The 17,930-nt window shown below is 65.3% G+C and carries 16 protein-coding genes; 4 read left to right on the top strand and 12 right to left on the bottom strand.

The genetic code is table 11. The features are described 5' to 3' along the window. Positions 1 to 254 precede the first annotated feature (254 nt). From GIW57_RS08585 to GIW57_RS08575, 3 genes are all read right to left on the bottom strand, one after another. Positions 255 to 869, bottom strand: coding sequence for an RluA family pseudouridine synthase (locus GIW57_RS08585; protein WP_236510025.1), 615 nt, complete (start codon positions 867 to 869; stop codon positions 255 to 257). A 124-nt stretch (positions 870 to 993) separates the two neighbouring features. Next, entirely contained in the window at positions 994 to 1,980 is a 987-nt protein-coding gene (locus GIW57_RS08580; RefSeq protein WP_025879435.1) for a malate dehydrogenase, read from the bottom strand. A gap of 123 nt (positions 1,981 to 2,103) precedes the next feature. Then, on the bottom strand, positions 2,104 to 2,595 hold the full coding sequence (locus GIW57_RS08575; protein WP_025879436.1) for a peptidylprolyl isomerase: 492 nt from the start codon (positions 2,593 to 2,595) through the stop codon (positions 2,104 to 2,106). Between the two features lie 238 nt (positions 2,596 to 2,833). On the opposite strand from GIW57_RS08575, the gene typA reads away from it, so the two are divergent. The 3 genes from typA to GIW57_RS08560 are packed head-to-tail and all read left to right on the top strand — an operon-like array spanning position 2,834 to position 6,824. Next, entirely contained in the window at positions 2,834 to 4,681 is a 1,848-nt protein-coding gene (gene typA, locus GIW57_RS08570; RefSeq protein ID WP_025879437.1) for a translational GTPase TypA, read from the top strand. Positions 4,682 to 4,692: 11 nt separating this feature from the next. Then, entirely contained in the window at positions 4,693 to 5,160 is a 468-nt protein-coding gene (locus GIW57_RS08565; protein ID WP_100463209.1) for a DUF2127 domain-containing protein, read from the top strand. Between the two features lie 41 nt (positions 5,161 to 5,201). Beyond that, on the top strand, positions 5,202 to 6,824 hold the full coding sequence (locus tag GIW57_RS08560) for an amidase (RefSeq protein WP_236510022.1): 1,623 nt from the start codon (positions 5,202 to 5,204) through the stop codon (positions 6,822 to 6,824). A gap of 72 nt (positions 6,825 to 6,896) precedes the next feature. Here GIW57_RS08560 and GIW57_RS08555 read toward each other — a convergent pair whose 3' ends face one another. After that, the gene (locus tag GIW57_RS08555; protein ID WP_236510019.1) at positions 6,897 to 8,039 is read right to left on the bottom strand and encodes a mechanosensitive ion channel family protein; all 1,143 of its coding nucleotides are present in this window, start codon (positions 8,037 to 8,039) and stop codon (positions 6,897 to 6,899) included. A 576-nt stretch (positions 8,040 to 8,615) separates the two neighbouring features. After that, complete coding sequence (locus tag GIW57_RS08550) at positions 8,616 to 10,007, bottom strand: 3-deoxy-7-phosphoheptulonate synthase class II (RefSeq protein WP_025879324.1); 1,392 nt, start codon at positions 10,005 to 10,007, stop codon at positions 8,616 to 8,618. Positions 10,008 to 10,231: 224 nt separating this feature from the next. Here GIW57_RS08550 and GIW57_RS08545 point away from each other — a divergent pair, with 224 nt between their 5' ends. Then, positions 10,232 to 12,358 carry a TonB-dependent receptor gene (locus GIW57_RS08545; RefSeq protein ID WP_236510016.1) on the top strand — a complete coding sequence of 709 codons (2,127 nt, stop codon included), beginning with the start codon at positions 10,232 to 10,234 and terminating at the stop codon, positions 12,356 to 12,358. A 117-nt stretch (positions 12,359 to 12,475) separates the two neighbouring features. On the opposite strand, the gene GIW57_RS08540 is transcribed toward GIW57_RS08545, so the two are convergent. From GIW57_RS08540 to secY, 7 genes are all read right to left on the bottom strand, one after another. Next, positions 12,476 to 12,982, bottom strand: coding sequence for a disulfide bond formation protein B (locus tag GIW57_RS08540; protein WP_089239011.1), 507 nt, complete (start codon positions 12,980 to 12,982; stop codon positions 12,476 to 12,478). Positions 12,983 to 13,175: 193 nt separating this feature from the next. Then, positions 13,176 to 13,559 (bottom strand): 50S ribosomal protein L17, encoded by a 384-nt coding sequence (gene rplQ / locus GIW57_RS08535; protein ID WP_089239009.1) that lies wholly within the window; start codon positions 13,557 to 13,559, stop codon positions 13,176 to 13,178. Between the two features lie 197 nt (positions 13,560 to 13,756). Then, a complete protein-coding gene (rpoA, locus tag GIW57_RS08530; RefSeq protein WP_025879320.1) occupies positions 13,757 to 14,755 on the bottom strand; it encodes a DNA-directed RNA polymerase subunit alpha in 999 nt (332 codons plus the stop codon). Between the two features lie 55 nt (positions 14,756 to 14,810). Then, positions 14,811 to 15,440 (bottom strand): 30S ribosomal protein S4, encoded by a 630-nt coding sequence (gene rpsD, locus GIW57_RS08525; RefSeq protein ID WP_025879319.1) that lies wholly within the window; start codon positions 15,438 to 15,440, stop codon positions 14,811 to 14,813. Between the two features lie 15 nt (positions 15,441 to 15,455). After that, a complete protein-coding gene (rpsK, locus tag GIW57_RS08520) occupies positions 15,456 to 15,845 on the bottom strand; it encodes a 30S ribosomal protein S11 (RefSeq protein ID WP_004145443.1) in 390 nt (129 codons plus the stop codon). 11 nt (positions 15,846 to 15,856) lie between these two features. Then, a complete protein-coding gene (rpsM, locus tag GIW57_RS08515) occupies positions 15,857 to 16,213 on the bottom strand; it encodes a 30S ribosomal protein S13 (protein WP_025879318.1) in 357 nt (118 codons plus the stop codon). A gap of 346 nt (positions 16,214 to 16,559) precedes the next feature. Next, positions 16,560 to 17,927, bottom strand: a complete 1,368-nt coding sequence (gene secY / locus GIW57_RS08510; RefSeq protein ID WP_025879317.1) for a preprotein translocase subunit SecY — start codon at positions 17,925 to 17,927, stop codon at positions 16,560 to 16,562. Positions 17,928 to 17,930 lie beyond the last annotated feature (3 nt).

Raw genomic sequence — 17,930 nt, 5'->3', positions numbered from 1 at the left:
GTCGGATTGCGGGGTGTCAGCCGCATGGGCCCGAGGCATGCCTCGGGCGGGTTGGGCAGGATGCCCAACCCCGGTCTTGCCGTGTGCGCAGGACAGCGCACACGAGCAAGCGGCTGCCAAGCCTACAGGGACGTACTTGCGGCGTCCCCGCAATCCGACACCGCCCCGCCACACCACGGAATGCGCGCTTTTGCCGTTGCCGTTGCTCCGGCCTCGGCAGGTGCAGGGCGCAGCCCTGCCGATACACCTGCTCTCTAGAACGGAGTCGCAGACTCGAACGCGAGCGCCTCGCCCGTCACCGGATGGGTGAACCGCAGCTCCCGTGCATGCAGGTGCACGCGCTGCGCGGCGACCGCGCCGTACAGCACGTCGCCGACGATGGGATGACCGAGGCTGGCCATGTGCAGGCGCAACTGGTGGCTGCGGCCCGTGACCGGCTCCAGTTCAACGCGCGTGCGTTGCGCCGCGATGTCACGCGACAGCACGCGCCATCGGGTCAGTGCCGGCTTGCCGCGTTCGTGGTCGACCATCTGCTTCGGGCGGTTTGGCCAGTCGACGATCAGCGGCAGATCCACTTCACCCGCATCCCCTTCCAGCAGCCCCTGCACGATGGCTTCATAGCGCTTGCCCACCTCGCGCTTCTCGAACTGCATCGACAGCGCCACCTGCATGTCCTTGCCGCGCGCGTGCAGCAGCAGACCGGAGGTAACCTGGTCCAGGCGATGCACGGTCAGCGCATCGGCATACAGCCCCTGCAGCCGCGCGACCACGCAGTCCTGGTTTTCCACCGAGCGGCCGGGCACGGACAGCAGGCCGGCGGGCTTCTCGGCCACCAGCAGCGCGTCGTCGATGTAGTGCAGGTGGATCATGTCGTTGCCAGGTGCTCCATACGGAAACGGGGAAGCCGAAGCCTCCCCGTTTCCTGCGTACCGGCCAACGGCCGGCACCTACCCTGATGGAAAACGTGCCGGCAGACTGCCGGCACAGACCGCATCAGCCCAGCAGGTGGGCGACGCCGGCGCGCTCTTCTTCCAGCTCGGCCAGGGTCTTGTCGATGTACTTCTGGCTGAAGTCGTCGACCGGGAGATCCTTGACCAGGGTGTACTCGCCGTTCTCGGTGGTGACCGCGAAGCCGAAGATCACGCCTTCCGGAATGCCGTAGGAACCGTCGGACGGCACGCCCATGGTGACCCACTTGCCGTTGCTGCCCAGCACCCAGTCACGCACGTGGTCGATCGCTGCGTTGGCCGCCGAGGCCGCCGAGGACGAGCCACGGGCCTCGATGATCGCCGCGCCGCGCTTGCCGACGGTCGGGATGAAGGTGTTGGCGTTCCATTCCTGGTCGTTGATCGCATCGGCGATCGACGCGCCATCGGCGGTGGCGAAGCGGTAGTCCGGGTACATGGTCGGGCTGTGGTTGCCCCACACCACCAGCTTCTCCATGCCGGCGACCGGCTTGCCGAGCTTGGTCGACAGCTGGCTCAGCGCGCGGTTGTGGTCCAGGCGCAGCATGGCGGTGAAGTTGCGCGGGTTCAGGTCCGGCGCCGACTTCATCGCGATGTAGGCGTTGGTGTTGGCCGGGTTGCCGACCACCAGCACCTTCACGTCACGCTTGGCGACCTTGTTCAGTGCAGCGCCCTGGGCGGTGAAGATCTTCGCGTTTTCCAGCAGCAGATCCTTGCGCTCCATGCCCGGGCCGCGCGGACGCGCGCCGACCAGCAGGGCGATGTCGGCGTCCTTGAAGGCGACTTCGGCGTCGTCGGTGCCGACCATGCCGGCCAGCAGCGGGAACGCGCAGTCTTCCAGTTCCATCATCACGCCCTTCAGGGCGGCCTGGGCCTTGTCGACCGGCAGCTCCAGCAGCTGCAGGATGACCGGCTGGTCCTTGCCCAGCATTTCACCGGAGGCGATACGGAACAGCAGGGCGTAGCCGATCTGGCCGGCGGCGCCGGTCACGGCAACACGAACAGGTGCTTTCATGGGGATTTCCTCTGCTAAGAAGCTAAGTAGCGTTGTAGAAGATGGCCGCGCGGGCGGGGATGGCCTGGCGGGGCGGCCGCAACATGGAAACGGCCCCCTCTGCAGGGGGCCGTCGGGGGCGGATCAGGCGGCGAGGATCTTGTTCCACTCACCCACGCGCTCAGCCTGGGCGGCGAGCACGGCGTCGGTGTCGCCTTCCAGGGTGATCGAATGGATCACGTCGCCCTGCTTGACCGAATCGACGATCGCCTGGCCTTCCAGCACCTGGCCGAACACGGTGTGCTTGCCGTCCAGCCAATCGGTCTTGATGTGGGTGATGAAGAACTGGCTGCCATTGGTGTTCGGGCCGGCGTTGGCCATCGACAGCGAGCCGATCTGGTGCTTCACACCATTCTTCTCGTCTTCGAACTTGTAGCCCGGGCCACCGGTGCCACGACCCTGCGGGCAGCCGCCCTGGATCATGAAATCGGGGATCACGCGGTGGAAGATCAGGCCGTCATAGAAGCCGCGCTTGACCAGGTTCACGAAGTTGGCGACCGTCAGCGGCGCCTTGTCGGCGAACAGCTCGACCTTGATCGGGCCCTGGGTGGTGTCGAAAGTGGCGATGAGGGACATGCAGATCCTTGGATGCGGGGTGTGTAATCAGCCCCATAAGGATACACCTCCCCCGTGGCATGGGCGGCTTCGACCATCGGCGCAGGCAGGGTCTTCAGCCCGCGGACGGGCAGCGCCGGGAGCCAGGCTGAATGGGGACCTCGGCAGGTCTGAAATCCAGGTTTTCGCCAATCGTCAAGTTCGACGTATAATGTTGGACTTCTTTTTCCAAATCCGGCGCCGACTGGCCCCCTTTCGTATGTCCATCGAAAATCTTCGCAACATCGCCATCGTCGCTCACGTCGACCATGGCAAGACCACCCTGGTCGACCAGCTGCTGAAGCAGTCCGGCACCCTGTCCGAGCGTACCGTCCTCGCCGAGCGCGTGATGGACAGCAACGACCAGGAAAAGGAACGCGGCATCACCATCCTGGCCAAGAACACCGCCATCACCTGGGAAGACAAGAAGACCGGTATCAAGAACCGGATCAACATCGTCGACACCCCCGGACACGCCGACTTCGGCGGCGAGGTCGAGCGCGTGCTGTCGATGGTCGACACCGTGCTGATCCTGGTCGACGCGATGGACGGCCCGATGCCGCAGACCCGCTTCGTCACCCAGAAGGCCTTCGCGATGGGCTTCAAGCCGATCGTCGTGGTCAACAAGGTCGACCGTCCGGGCTCGCGTCCGGAGTGGGTGATCGACCAGGTCTTCGACCTGTTCGACAAGCTCGGCGCCACCAATGAGCAGCTCGACTTCCCGATCGTCTACGCCTCGGCCCTGAACGGCTACGCCGGCCTGGAAGACACCGTGCGCGACGGCGACATGACCCCGCTGTACGAAGCGATCATGCAGCACGCACCGAAGCCGGAAGTGGACCCGGAAGGTCCGTTCCAGATGCGCATCAGCCAGCTGGACTACAACAACTTCGTGGGCGTCATCGGCATCGGCCGCATCCAGCGCGGCACCCTGAAGAAGAACATGCAGGTCGCGGTGATCGACCGTGAAGGCAAGAAGCGCAACGGCAAGGTCGCGCAGGTGCTGGGCTTCCTGGGCCTGGAGCGCATCGAGCAGGACACTGCCGAAGCCGGCGACATCGTGGCCATCTCCGGTATTCCGGAACTGACCATCTCCGACACCCTGTGCCATCCGGAAACCCCGGAAGCGCTGCCGGCACTGACCGTCGACGAGCCGACCATCTCGATGACCTTCCAGGTCAACAACTCGCCGTTCGCCGGCAACAAGGACCTGTCCGGTGGCAAGTTCCTGACCAGCCGCCAGATCAAGGACCGTCTGGACCGCGAGCAGGTCCACAACGTGGCCCTGAAGGTGGAACAGCTGGAAGACGCCGACAAGTTCCTGGTCTCCGGCCGTGGCGAACTGCACCTGTCGGTGCTGATCGAGAACATGCGTCGTGAAGGCTACGAACTGGCCGTGTCGCGCCCGGAAGTGATCATCAAGCAGATCGACGGCCAGGCCATGGAGCCGATCGAGCAGCTGGTGGTGGACATCGAAGAAGTCCATCAGGGCGGCGTGATGGAAAAGCTGGGCACCCGCAAGGGCCAGCTGAAGAACATGGAATCGGACGGCAAGGGCCGTGTGCGCCTGGAATACCAGATCCCGGCCCGTGGCCTGATCGGTTTCCAGAACGAGTTCAAGACCCTCACCCAGGGTTCGGGCCTGCTGTTCCACGTGTTCGACCATTACGGTCCGAAGGAACAGGGCGCGATCGCCAAGCGCATCAACGGTGTGATGATCGCCAATGCTCCGGGTACCACCCCGGCTTACTCGCTGGGCCCGCTGCAGGAACGCGGCAAGCTGTTCGCTGCTGAAGGCGACAACGTGTATGAAGGTCAGCTGGTCGGCATCCACTCCAAGGACAACGACCTGACCGTCAACGCGATCAAGACCAAGCCGCTGACCAACATGCGCGCTTCGGGCAAGGACGATGCGATCCAGCTGACCCCGGCGATCAAGTACTCGCTGGAACAGGCCCTGGACTTCATCGAAGACGACGAGCTGGTCGAGATCACCCCGAAGGAGATCCGTCTGCGCAAGAAGTTCCTGACCGAAAGCGACCGCAAGAAGAACTCGCGCGGCGGCTGATCCAGCGAACCGTGAGCCAGAACGGCTACAACCCGGATCCGCATCGGCATCCGGGCCTCCACGTCATCGCCTTGCTCGAAGCGAGCAAGGCGATGCTGGCGTTGTTGGCGGCTACCGGACTGGAAATCCTCGGTCCGCAGCCGCTTCGCGACGGCGTCAATGCCCTGATCCGGCGTTTCAGCCTGGACCCGGATCACGGCACCCTGCCCTCGCTGTTGAATGCAATCAGTCCCGACGCGGTGCATCTGGCCGCGGCGGCGATGATCGGCTACGGCCTGCTGCACCTGGTCGAAGCCTGGGGTCTGTGGAAAGCCAAGGCATGGGCCTCCTGGCTGGGCTGCCTGACCGCCTCCATCTACCTGCCCTTCGATATCTACGCGATCGTCCGCCATCCCGGTTGGGCCTCGTGGACCGTGCTGGCGATCAACCTGGTCGTCGTCTACGTACTGGCGCGCGACCTGCGCAAGCGCCGCCGCTGAGCAGCCGCTACACTGGGGATCGGAGCCGTCGAAGCTGCCCCATGCGCCTGTCCTTGCCGCCCCTCCTGTCCTTCCTGATCGCCGCGTTGCCTGCGGGGCTCGCCGCTGGCTGCAGCCCGGCCGCGTCCACGGCGCATGCCGGTGAACCCGGCAACAGCACCATGCCCTTCCCCTACGCCGAGACCGAAGTTTCCGAACTGCAGGCGCGGATGGTCGCTGGTGAGCTCGACAGCGTCACCCTGACCGGCGCCTACCTCAAGCGCATCGCCACGCTGGACCGCACCGGGCCACGCCTGCGCGCGGTGATCGAACTCAACCCCGATGCCCTCAAGGAAGCCGCACAGCGCGACCAGGAGCGCCGTGCCGGCCACCTGCGTGGACCGCTGCATGGCATCCCGATCCTGCTGAAGGACAACATCAACGCCGCGCCAATGGCCACCAGTGCCGGCTCCCTCGCCCTGCAGGGCTTCCGCCCCGACGATGCCTATCTGGTCCGCCGCCTGCGCGAAGCGGGCGCGGTGGTGCTGGGCAAGACCAACCTCAGCGAGTGGGCCAACTTCCGTGGCAACGACTCCATCTCCGGCTGGAGCGCGCGCGGTGGCCAGACCCGCAATCCCTACCGCCTCAGTCATTCGCCCTGCGGCTCCAGCAGCGGCAGCGCGGTGGCCGTGGCCGCCAACCTGGCCAGCGTGGCGATCGGCACCGAGACCGATGGCAGCATCGTCTGCCCGGCGGCGATCAACGGCGTGGTCGGTCTGAAGCCGACCGTCGGCCTGGTCAGCCGCGAAGGCATCATCCCGATCTCCTTCAGCCAGGACACCGCGGGCCCGATGACCCGCAGCGTCGCCGACGCCGCCGCCGTGCTGACTGCCATCGCCGGCCGCGATGACGCCGATCCCGCCACCGCGACCATGCCCGGCCGCGCGGTCTACGACTACACCGCACGACTGGATCCGCAGGGCCTGCGCGGCAAGCGTATCGGCCTGCTGCAGACACCACTGCTGAAGTATCGCGGGATGCCGCCGCTGGTTGAGCAGGCTGTCGCTGAGCTGCGCCGTGCCGGCGCCGTGGTGGTGCCGGTGGAACTGCCCAACCAGGGCGCCTGGGCCGATGCCGAGCGGATCGTCCTGCTGTATGAATTCAAGGCGGGACTGGAGCGCTACCTCAGCACCTACCAGGCGCCACTGCGCAGCCTGGCCGGGCTGATCGCCTTCAACGAGGCACACAAGGGCCAGGAACTGGGCCTGTTCGGCCAGGAGCTGCTGCAGGAGGCCGAGGCGACCCCTGGCCTGGGCGATCCCGTGTACATCCGCGCGCGCAGCGATGCGCGGCGACTGGCGGGCCCGGAAGGCATCGACGCCGTGTTGGCATCGCAGAAGCTGGATGCGCTGGTCGCACCGACAACCGGCGTGGCCTGGCCCCTGCGCAGCACGGGTGATGACTTCCCCGGCGAGAGCTACAGTGTCGCCGCCGTCGCCGGCTACCCCAGCCTGAGCGTGCCGATGGGCCAGATCGATGGCCTGCCTGCGGGGCTGTTGTTCATGGGCACGGCCTGGAGCGAACCGAAGCTGATCGAGATGGCCTACGCGTATGAGCAGCGGACACGCGCCAGGCGTCCGCCGCGCTTCGATACCGACACCCTGATCGAATCCGGCGATCCGTGATCGTGTTTCTGTAGAGCCGAGCCCACGCTCGGCTTCACCGGAAAATCGAAAGCAGCCGAGCATGGCTCGGCTCTACAGAGGCTGGCCCGGCTCCACCGGCGCGATGGCCGCCTCACCATCCTCCGCACCCGGCGAGCGCACATCGGCGCTGCCTGCACGCCGCATCCGCGGCATATCCAGCTCACCGTCCCGCTGCAGGCGCGCGCGCACCTGCGGCAGCGATTGCGGATGCTCGCGCGCGAGGAAATCCAGCATGCGTTCACGCACCAGGCAGCGCAGGTCGAACGCATCGCCGGAACTGCGCGCACTGACCAGCAGGCGCACCTGGATCGCGCGCTCGCTGGTCTCGGTCACCTGGGTCACGCACACCCGTCCATCCCACAGCGGTTGGCCCTGGCAGATGCGCTCCAGCTCGGCACGTATCGCCGCGATCGGCGCACGGTAGTCCAGCCACAGAAAGGCCGTACCCAGCAGGTCGGCACTGCGTCGCGTCCAGTTCTGGAACGGATGCTCGATGAACCATGTCAGCGGCACCACCATCCGCCGCTCATCCCAGATGCGCACCACCACATAGCTGCTGCCGATTTCCTCGACGCGCCCCCATTCGCCCTCGACGATCACCACGTCATCGAGCCGGATCGGCTGTGTCACCGCGATCTGCAGACCGGCGATCAGGTTGCCGAACACCGGTTTGGCGGCGATACCCGCCACCAGGCCGATCAGGCCCGCCGACGCCAGCAGCGCCGTGCCGATCTTCTGCACCATCGGGAAGGTCAGCAGCACCAGCGACGCGCCGAGCACGATGATGCCGCCCATCAGCACGCGGCTGAGCACCCGCGTCTGGGTCTGGATGCGGCGCGCTTCGAGGTTGTCCGAGACATCGATGGGATGGCTGCGCAGGATCGCCCGCTCGCCCGCTGCAACGCCGCGCACCAGCAGCCAGATGAAGCAGGCGGTCAGAGCGATGTGCAGCACGCGCAGCAGTTGATCGAGCGTGTGTTCCGGCAATGGCGTGGACTGCAGCGCCGGCACCAGCAGCAGCAAGGGCAACGCCAGCGCCAGCGGCGGACCAATCACCCGGCCGATGCGCGCGCGGCGCCGATCACGCCCGCGCAGGCGGCGATACAGGGCCAGTACGGCCCAGGCACCCAGGCCACCGACCACCAAAGCGGTTCCGATCGGCCACAGATACTGCTGCAGGTGTTGCCAGACCACTGCGTATCCTCGCTGTCTACATCGAGGAGCCAGCGTGGCGCATGCACCATGAGCGCGATGTCAGTCGTTCGTAAGCAGAATGTAGGCGGGGGTGTTCGGCAGGGCTGCGCCCTGCACCCGCAGAGGCCGGAGCAACGGCAACGGCAAAAGCCGGCATTCCGTGGGATGGCAGGGTGGGTCCGGTTGCGGGGGACGCCGTGAATCCGTCCCTGGAGGCTTGGGCGCGCCATCCCTGGCGCTTACACCCCCGCAACCGGATCCACCCCGCCTTCGACAGATTCCCGCGATCTGTCGGAACGGATCTGACCCCAGATGGATTTCAAAATCTGACAGATGTGTCGACCAAGGTCGACACCTACCAACAGCCGCGGAGATCTGTCGAAGGTGGGGCGGTGTCGGATTGCGGGGTGTCCGCGGCATGGATGCCGCGGCCAAGCCTACAGGGACGTACTTGCGGCGTCCCCGCAATCCGACACCGCCCCGCCAACCACGGAATGCCGCTGTCGCTGTCGCTGTTGCTGTTGCTCTGGCAGTGGCCTCTGCGGGTGCAGGGCGCAGCCCTGCAGAAGCCAACCCTCAGCGCACTTGCTCCTGCTTGCGCACGATCGCCATCGCAATCTCCAGCGACTGCTCGTAGTTCAATCGCGGATCGACAGTCGAACGATACGCACGCTCCAGGTCACGCTCGGTCAACTCGCGTGCACCGCCGGTGCATTCGGTCACATCCTCACCGGTCAGTTCCAGATGCACGCCCCCCAGGCGGGTGCCTGCGGCCGCGTGCAGGTCGAACGACATCTCGACCTCACCACGTACATTGTCAAAGCGCCGCGTCTTGAAACCGTTGGCGGTGCTCTCGGTATTGCCATGCATCGCATCGCACACCCACAGCACGCGGCGACCATCGCGCTTGACCGCATCCAGCAACGGCGGCAGCTTCTGCGCGATCTGCGCCGCACCCATGCGGTGGATGAAGCTCAGGCGGCCCGGCTCGTCATCCGGATTGAGCACATCGATCAGGCGCAGCAGCTGGTCCGGCGTCACCGACGGGCCCACCTTGATCGCGATCGGATTGCGCACGCCACGCAGGTACTCCACGTGTGCGCCATCCAGCGCGGCGGTACGCATGCCGATCCACGGATAGTGCGTGCTCAGGTTCAACCAGCCCTGCTGGCGCGGCACCTGCCGGGTCAGCGCCTGCTCGTAGGGCAACAGCAGCGCTTCATGCGAGGTGTAGAAATCGATGCGGTTGAGGTTGTGCACGCGGGCCCCGGCCAGGGTCTCCATGAAGTGCACGGCATCGCCGATCGAGGCGACCATCTTCTGGTACTCGGCAGCCAACGGCGAGTGGCTTACCCATTCCAGGTTCCAGTATTCGGGATGGTGCAGGTCGGCGAAGCCGCCATCGATCAGCGCACGCACGAAGTTCATCGTCATCGCCGAATGCGCGTGGGCCTGCAGCATCCGCTTCGGATCGGGCAGCCGCGCCGCCTCGGTGAAGGCCGGCGCATTGATGACATCGCCACGGTAGCTGGGCAGGGTCACGCCATCCCGGGTTTCGGTATCGGCCGAACGGGGCTTGGCGTACTGCCCGGCGAAACGACCGACGCGGATCACCGGCTGACGCAGGCCGTGCACCAGCACCAGGCTCATCTGCAGCAGCACCTTCAAGCGGTTGGAAATCGTGCCCGATTCGCAGTCGCTGAAATTCTCCGCGCAGTCACCGCCCTGCAGCAGGAAACGCTTGCCTTCCTGGGCGTCGGCCAGCTGCTGCTTCAGCGCCAGGATCTCCCATGAGGTCACCAGCGGCGGCAGCCGCTTCAACTCGTGCAGCGCGGCATCCAGTGCCACCGGATCGGGATAGGTCGGCATCTGCAGCGCGGTCTTGCCCCGCCAGCTCTCCGGTGACCAGGCAGCGCCAGCAGCGATGGCGGCAGGATCGGGGGCGGGCGGAACGGCGGACAGGCTCATCACGGACATCCGGGGGTGGGGGGCGGTCATGGTCGCAGAGCCAGCCGCTGACGCAAAGGGCCAGGCACCGCCGCGACTGCCTGAACGGCGTGGAAAGGGGCCGCCTGATCGGCCAGAAACGGCATGGTCGCCGCCGCGGGACAGGCGCATGATCGGCACGCAGTTGTTACGGAGTAACACTCCCTCATGGATCGGCCCCTTCCCCCCTTCCCTGCCCATTTCCCATGAAGCCCTCCCTGCTCACCACCGCCATCACCTTCGCCCTGATCCTGGCCAGCCAACCCGTGCTTGCCGCCGACACTGATGCCAGCGCGGCTGCGGTCAAGGACCTCGACGTGGTCACCGTCAGCGCCCAGCTCGACCAGGCCCGCAACGCCCTGTCTCCGGACATCGGCAGCAGCCAGTACCAGATCACCGCCGAGGACATCCAGAAGCAGCCCCTGGGCGCCTCCGCCCCGCTCAGCCAGGTGCTGCTGCAGGCCCCGGGCGTGGTCCAGGACTCCTACGGCGGCGTGCACGTGCGCGGCGACCACGCCAACCTGCAGTACCGCATCAACGGCGTACTGCTGCCCGAATCGATCTCCGGCTTCGGCCAGACCCTGGATGCCCGCACCATCAAGAGCATCCGCCTGATGGATGGCGCCCTGCCGGCCCAGTTCGGTGAACGCACCGCCGCAGTGGTCGATATCACGACCCGCAGTGGCGCCGAGCTGGGCAACGGCGGCAGCGCGGGCGTCACCGGCGGCTCGTTCGGCAAGGTCAACCCGAATGCCTCCTGGTGGGGCAACCAGGGCCGCTGGAGCTGGTTCCTGACCGGCAACTACGATCAGAACGAGGTCGGGCTGGAGAACCCCACCAGCGCCCGCAAGCCGCAGCATGACGATACCCACCAAGGGAAGGCCTTTGCCGACCTGACCTATCTGGTCAACGACAGCACCCGCCTGAGCGTGTTCGCCGGCTTTGCCAACAACCGCTTCCAGATCCCGGTCAACCCGGGGCAGACCCCGCAGTTCGGTTACCTGGACACCACCACCTTCGATTCCAGCCAGCTGGACGAAACCCAACGCGAGACCACCCGCTTCGGCATGCTGGTGCTGCAGGGCACGCTGGGCCAGACCGCGTACCAGCTGTCGGCCGGCCAGCGCTACAGCGACGTGGCCTTCAACCCGGACATCGTCGGCGACCTGGTGTTCAGTGGCGTCGCCTCGCAGGTCCAGCGCAGCAACCGCGCCAACACCCTGCAGGCCGATTTCTCCACACCGCTGGGCGACAACCACACCCTGCGCTATGGCCTGTATGGCAACTACGAACACGCCGCGGCCAACAACAGCAGTTGGGTCTTCCCGGTCGATGCCGATGGCCGGCAGACAAGCACCACGCCGCAGCTGATCCCGGACCGCAACGCCTTCCACGCCAGCACAGCGGCACTGTACGTGCAGGATGAGTGGCGGATAGGCGATGACTGGACGGTCAACTACGGCCTGCGCGGCGACCGCTTCAAGGCGTTCGGCCACACCGAGGGCCAGCTCAGCCCGCGCCTGGGCGTGGTCTGGAATGCCAGCGACAGCACCACGGTGCATGCCGGCTACTCGCGCTACTTCACCCCGCCCGCCAGCGAACTGGTCGCCGGCAGCGATCTGGCCCTGTTCGATGGCACCAGCAACCAGCAACCCGCCGGTGGCAGCAACACGCCGTTGTCCGAGCGCAGCGACTACTACGACATCGGCGTGTCACAGCAGATCGGCGACCACCTCACCCTCGGCCTGGATGCCTACGACCGCCGTGTCTCGCGCCTGCAGGACGAAGGCCAGTTCGGCGCCGCCTACATCTATTCCACCTTCAATTATCGTCGCGGCCACATCCATGGCCTGGAGTTCAGCGCCGACTACAGCAACGGGCCGATCAGTGCGTACTTCAACGCCGCCTACAACAAGGCGATGGGCACCCAGGTCATCACCAGCCAGTACAACCTCGATCCGGATGCACTTGCCTACGTGCAGCAGAACTGGATCCATCTGGACCACGACCAGAAGCTGACTTCTTCCGGCGGCGTCAGCTACGCGTTCGCTGGGCACAACCGGGTGGGTGCGAACTACGTGTACGGCAGCGGCCTGCGTTCGGACATCGAGGGCGTGCCCAATGGCGGTGAGCTGCCGTCGTACCTGCAGGTCAATCTCAGCGCCGCGCATGACTTCAACGCCGACAGCGGCCATCCGCTGCATGTGCAGCTGGCCGTGCTCAACACGCTGGACCGCAGCTACCAGCTGCGCGATGGCGGAGGCATCGGCGTGTTCGCGCCGCAATGGGGGCCGCGTCGCGGCGCCTATCTGAGCCTGCAGCAGGATTTCTGAGGTAGTGCCGGCCGCTGGCCGGCATTGCACGGGACTGTACCGCCCCTGGGGTTGCCGGCCAGCGGCCGGCACTACCGGAACCCAGTAGAGCCACGCCATGCGTGGCTCCAGACTGGATCAGCGCTTGACCTTGCGCAGCGACACAACCAACGCCCACAACGCCAGCAGCACGAACCACACGCCCGACCACATCGGCATGGTCAGGCCGAGGAAGGTCCAGTCGATGTTGCCGCAGTTGCCGGTGCCGGTCAGCACGGTACGGAACACTTCCAGCGGCCCCATGGTCTCGCGCAGGAAGGCCAGCGGCGGGCCACAGGTCGCCCCCATCTCCGGCGGCAGCATCTGCACGTAGACGTGGCGAGCGGCGATGCCAACGCCCACGGCAGCGGCGATGAACGCGAGGATGCCGTAGGTCGCCCGTCCCGGACGGTTGGATGGCCCATGCAGGGCACCGATCAGGAACAGCAGGCCCAGGGCGACAAATGCCAGGCGCTGGAAGATGCACAGCGGACACGGCTCCAGGCCCATCTTCAACTGCAGGAAGATGGCGTAGCCCAGCAGGCCCGCGCAGATCAGGAAGCCCAGCAGGAACTGGGCACGGAAAGGCCAGCGCAGAGGATTCATCGGCAACGCTCGTGTAGTACGGACCGCAAGCGTAACCGAGACTGCGCGCCGTTCGAACCGCCACAACGTCGCGCCCGTCGGAACGGTGCGGGCTCGGATCCCTTTGCGGATGCAAAGGGCTCTGCCACCCCAGAAACGGAAAAACCCGGCACGAGGCCGGGTTCTTCACCGAATGACGGGTGTCGCGCGTCGATTACTCTTCGACGGCTTCAGCCACGACCGGACGGTCAACCAGTTCGACGTAGGCCATCGGCGCGTTGTCGCCGGCGCGGAAGCCGCACTTCAGCAGGCGCAGGTAGCCGCCCGGACGGGTCGCGTAGCGCGGGCCCAGGATGGTGAACAGGTTGCCGACGGCTTCGTTGTCGCGCAGGCGGGCGAAGGCCAGACGACGGTTGGCGACGGAATCGACCTTGGCCAGGGTGATCAGCGGCTCGGCGACGCGGCGCAGTTCCTTGGCCTTCGGCAGGGTGGTCTTGATCAGCTCGTGCTTGAACAGCGAGGCGGCCATGTTCTTGAACATCGCTTCGCGGTGGGCGCTGGTACGGCTGAACTTACGGCCGGATTTCTGGTGACGCATGGTGATATTCCTTGGTTAATGATGTGGCTTTGCGGATCGTTGTCGCCTTCCTGGCGCTGCTGCTCGGACTGCGGTTGGTCCTGGCCATCCGTCCTGGACGACCTGCCCGCGAACCTTCGTTCGTCGTGGCGGTATTGCCTTGGTGCAATGGCCCCGTCGTTGCCGACGGGGCCATGCAGTCTTGCAGAAAGGCTGTATCAGCCCAGCATGCCGTGGCTGGCGACGCCGGCCGGCGGCCAGTTCTCCAGCTTCATGCCGAGCGACAGGCCACGCTGGGCCAGCACTTCCTTGATCTCGGTGAGCGACTTCTTACCCAGGTTCGGGGTCTTCAGCAGCTCGACTTCGGTCTTCTGGATCAGATCGCCGATGTAGTAGATGCTCTCGGCCTTCAGGCAGTTGGCCGAACGCACGGTCAGCTCCAGATCGTCGATCGGGCGCAGCAGCACCGGATCCACGCCGTTGTTGGCCGGCTTCGCCGCACCGCGGTCGCGGTGGGTGAAGTCACCGAACACCGACAGCTGATCGCTGAGGATGTCGGCAGCGGTACGCACTGCTTCTTCGGCGTCGATGGTGCCGTTGGTCTCGATATCGATGACCAGCTTGTCCAGATCGGTGCGCTGTTCGACACGAGCCGCTTCCACGGCATAGGCGACACGGCGGACCGGCGAGAACGAGGCATCCAGGACCAGGCGGCCGATGGCACGGGTTTCTTCGTCCGGACGACGACGCGCAGCAGCCGGCTGATAGCCGAAACCACGCTCGATCTTCAGACGCATGTTCACTGCCGTGTCCTTGGTCAGGTGGCAGATCACGTGGTCGCCGTTCAAGATCTCCACATTGTGGTCGACCTTGATGTCGGCAGCGGTGACAACGCCCGGACCCTGCTTGGACAGGGACAGAGTCGCGTTGTCGCCAGAGTGCATACGGATGGCCACGTCCTTCAGGTTCAGCAGGACTTCCAGCACATCCTCCTGCAGACCTTCGACCGTGGTGTACTCGTGCAACACGCCGTCGATTTCGACTTCCGTGATGGCGAAGCCCGGGATGGACGACAGCAGCACGCGACGCAGGGCATTACCCAGCGTATGCCCGTAACCCCGCTCCAAAGGTTCGATAACGACCTTTGCACGGGTGTCGGTAATGCGTTCGATCTGCGGACCGCGAGGACGCAGAACCTGGTTGGCGGTAACCGTCATGTTGCGGGTTCTCCTAGTGAACCCCCGGCCGTCGCCGGGGGCTCTCCAATGTGAATTACTTCGAATACAGCTCGACGATCAGCGCTTCGTTGATGTCCGCAGGCAGATCCGAACGATCCGGAACAGCCTTGAAGATGCCGGAGAACTTGCCGGAATCCACTTCAACCCACGACGGGCTCAGGTCATGCTGGGCGGCGACGGTCAGGGCTTCCTGGACGCGCAGCTGCTTGGCAGCCTTTTCAGACAGGGCGATGGCGTCGCCAGCCTTGACCTGGTACGAGGCCAGGTTGACCGACTTGCCATTCACGGTGACGCCGCGGTGCGACACCAGCTGACGGGCAGCCGGACGGGTCACGGCGAAGCCCATGCGGTAGACAACGTTGTCCAGGCGGGTTTCCAGCAGCTGCAGGAGGTTCTCGCCGGTGTTGCCCTTCTTGGTCGAGGCCTTCTTGTAGTAGTTGCGGAACTGACGCTCCAGCAGACCGTAGATACGCTTGACCTTCTGCTTTTCACGCAGCTGGGTAGCGTAGTCGGACAGCTTGCCCTTACGGGCAGTGGCGCCATGCTGGCCGGGCTTCTGCTCCAACTTGCACTTGGAATCCAGCGCACGCGCCGGGCTCTTCAGGGACAGGTCGGCGCCTTCGCGACGGGCGAGCTTACAGGTAGGACCGATATAACGAGCCATTTCTTATCGCTCCCTTTAGACGCGACGCTTCTTCGGCGGACGGCACCCGTTGTGCGGGATAGGCGTCACGTCGATGATGTTGGTGATCTTGTAGCCGACGTTGTTCAACGAACGCACGGCCGACTCACGGCCCGGACCCGGACCCTTGATGCGGACTTCCAGCGACTTCACGCCGTAGTCCAGCGCAGCACGACCGGCCTTTTCAGCAGCCACCTGGGCTGCGAACGGGGTCGACTTGCGCGAACCGCGGAAGCCAGCGCCACCGGAGGTCGCCCACGACAGAGCGTTGCCCTGACGGTCGGTGATGGTCACGATGGTGTTGTTGAACGAAGCGTGGACGTGGGCAACGCCGTCGGTGACGACGCGCTTGATCTTCTTCTTGGTCTTAGCAGCAGGCTTAGCCATTTATATGTCCCTTACTTCCTGATCGCCTTGCGCGGGCCCTTGCGGGTGCGGGCGTTGGTACGGGTGCGCTGGCCACGCAGCGGCAGACCGCGACGGTGACGCAGGCCGCGGTAGCAGCCCAGGTCCATCAGGCGCTTGATCGCGATACCGATTTCACGGCGCAGATCGCCTTCCACGATGTACTTGCCGACTTCGGCGCGCAGGCGCTCGATTTCCGGCTCCGACAGATCGCGGATCTTGGTGGTCGAAGTGACGCCTGCGACTTCGCAGACCTTCTTCGAACGGGTACGGCCGATGCCGTAAATGCTTTGCAACCCGACCCAGACATGCTTCTGGGCTGGCAGGTTGACGCCTGCAATACGCGCCATGACGCGGTTCTCCAGCTGAGTGATGGCCGACAGCGCGCTCAAGGCACGCCGATCCGGCAGGATGGATCAAAAAAGTGAACCAGTGATACTAACAAGGTTCCGGTTTACTTGGAAGCCCGTGAAACCAGAGGTTTCATGAACCCGGCCCGGGGAGTGTGCCCAGGCTCCGGCGCCGGATGGGGTTGGACCTGGAGTTGCCTCCCGGGCCGCCCGCGCTACTCCAGCGCGGGACCACCTCATCACACCCCCACCCGGAACCGCTGCGGGGGCCGCCCTTCGTTTGTGTGGCCAGAGTCCGCGAAGCGGAGGACCATCACGTCAGGAAGACGAAAGTATAGCAGGCTAATCAGCCGCGAGCAAAACCGCCGCGGTTGCCGCCCTTCAGGTTGGCCTTCTTCAGCAGGCTCTCGTACTGGTGGGACATCAGGTGCGCCTGCACCTGGGCGATGAAGTCCATCACCACCACCACCACGATCAACAGCGAAGTACCGCCGAAGTAGAACGAGGCATTCAACTGCGTGCGCATCAGTTCCGGCAGCAGGCAGACGATCACCAGGTAGGCCGAACCGGCAGCAGTCAGTCGGGTCAGCACGCCGTCGATGTAGTCGGCGGTGGCCTTGCCCGGACGGATGCCCGGAATCAGCGCGCCCGACTTCTTCAGGTTGTCGGCGGTTTCCTGCGAGTTGAACACCAGCGCGGTATAGAAGAACGCGAAACCGGTGATCAGCGCAGCGAACACGATCATGTGCAGCGGCTCGCCCGGACCCAGGGCATTGGCGACCTTCTGCAGGGTCTGGCCAAAGGTGCTCTGGTTGGCCGCCTGGCCGGACCACATGGCCAGGGTGGCCGGGAAGGCCAGCAGGCTCGAGGCGAAGATCGCCGGAATGACGCCGGCCATGTTCAGCTTCAGCGGCAGGAACGAGGTCTGGTTCATGTACGCGTTGCGACCGCCCTGGCGGCGCGCGTAATTCACCGTGATCCGGCGCTGGCCGCGTTCGACGAACACCACGAAGAAGGTGAAGGCGAGCACGACGATGGCGATCAGCAGCAGCTGGATGAACTGGATGTTGCCGTCGCGGTAGGCGTCGAAGGTGTGGATGACCGCACCCGGCAGGCCCGCCACGATACCGGCGAAGATGATCAGCGAGACGCCGTTGCCGATGCCGCGCTCGGTCACCTGCTCACCAACCCACATCAGGAACATGGTGCCGGCGGTCAGTGCGACCACGGCAGTGAGCACGAAGCCCATGCCCGGCATGTACACGACCGGTGCGCCGGTCGGCGACACCTGGCCCTGCAGCGCCAGCGCGATCGAACCGCCCTGCACCACTGCGAGCAGCACGGCGCCAATGCGCGAATACTGGGTGATCTTGCGGCGGCCGGACTCACCTTCCTTCTGCATCGCCTTCAAGGCGGGGAAGATGTGCACAGCCAGCTGCATCACGATCGATGCCGAAATGTACGGCATCACGTTCAGCGCGAAAATGCTGAAACGGTGCAGGGCGCCGCCCGAGAACATGTTGAACATGTCCACGATGCCGCCGCCCTGCTGTTGCATCATGGCAAGCATGGCATCGGGATTGACGCCCGGCACCGGCACGTAGCAGCCGATGCGATAGACGATCAAAGCCCCGACGACGAACAGCAAACGTTGGCGAAGTTCAGTGAACTTGCCCATTCCGCCCGCGAGGTTACCGATGCCAGCTTGCGCCATGAT

Source organism: Stenotrophomonas sp. PA-6-5C, assembly GCF_021605635.1.
Lineage (GTDB): Bacteria > Pseudomonadota > Gammaproteobacteria > Xanthomonadales > Xanthomonadaceae > Stenotrophomonas > Stenotrophomonas lactitubi.
The sequence above is the reverse complement of the archived record's forward strand: the minus strand, read 5'-3'. Positions and strand labels throughout refer to the sequence as shown.

What these genes read in the sequence shown, in the direction of transcription:
- GIW57_RS08585 (WP_236510025.1), bottom strand. Translation starts at nt 869, where the DNA reads ATGATCCACCTGCACTACATCGACGACGCGCTGCTGGTGGCCGAGAAG.
- GIW57_RS08580 (WP_025879435.1), bottom strand. Translation starts at nt 1,980, where the DNA reads ATGAAAGCACCTGTTCGTGTTGCCGTGACCGGCGCCGCCGGCCAGATC.
- GIW57_RS08575 (WP_025879436.1), bottom strand. Translation starts at nt 2,595, where the DNA reads ATGTCCCTCATCGCCACTTTCGACACCACCCAGGGCCCGATCAAGGTC.
- typA (WP_025879437.1), top strand. Translation starts at nt 2,834, where the DNA reads ATGTCCATCGAAAATCTTCGCAACATCGCCATCGTCGCTCACGTCGAC.
- GIW57_RS08560 (WP_236510022.1), top strand. Translation starts at nt 5,202, where the DNA reads ATGCGCCTGTCCTTGCCGCCCCTCCTGTCCTTCCTGATCGCCGCGTTG.
- GIW57_RS08550 (WP_025879324.1), bottom strand. Translation starts at nt 10,007, where the DNA reads ATGAGCCTGTCCGCCGTTCCGCCCGCCCCCGATCCTGCCGCCATCGCT.
- GIW57_RS08545 (WP_236510016.1), top strand. Translation starts at nt 10,232, where the DNA reads ATGAAGCCCTCCCTGCTCACCACCGCCATCACCTTCGCCCTGATCCTG.
- GIW57_RS08540 (WP_089239011.1), bottom strand. Translation starts at nt 12,982, where the DNA reads ATGAATCCTCTGCGCTGGCCTTTCCGTGCCCAGTTCCTGCTGGGCTTC.
- rplQ (WP_089239009.1), bottom strand. Translation starts at nt 13,559, where the DNA reads ATGCGTCACCAGAAATCCGGCCGTAAGTTCAGCCGTACCAGCGCCCAC.
- rpoA (WP_025879320.1), bottom strand. Translation starts at nt 14,755, where the DNA reads ATGACGGTTACCGCCAACCAGGTTCTGCGTCCTCGCGGTCCGCAGATC.
- rpsD (WP_025879319.1), bottom strand. Translation starts at nt 15,440, where the DNA reads ATGGCTCGTTATATCGGTCCTACCTGTAAGCTCGCCCGTCGCGAAGGC.
- rpsK (WP_004145443.1), bottom strand. Translation starts at nt 15,845, where the DNA reads ATGGCTAAGCCTGCTGCTAAGACCAAGAAGAAGATCAAGCGCGTCGTC.
- rpsM (WP_025879318.1), bottom strand. Translation starts at nt 16,213, where the DNA reads ATGGCGCGTATTGCAGGCGTCAACCTGCCAGCCCAGAAGCATGTCTGG.
- secY (WP_025879317.1), bottom strand. Translation starts at nt 17,927, where the DNA reads ATGGCGCAAGCTGGCATCGGTAACCTCGCGGGCGGAATGGGCAAGTTC.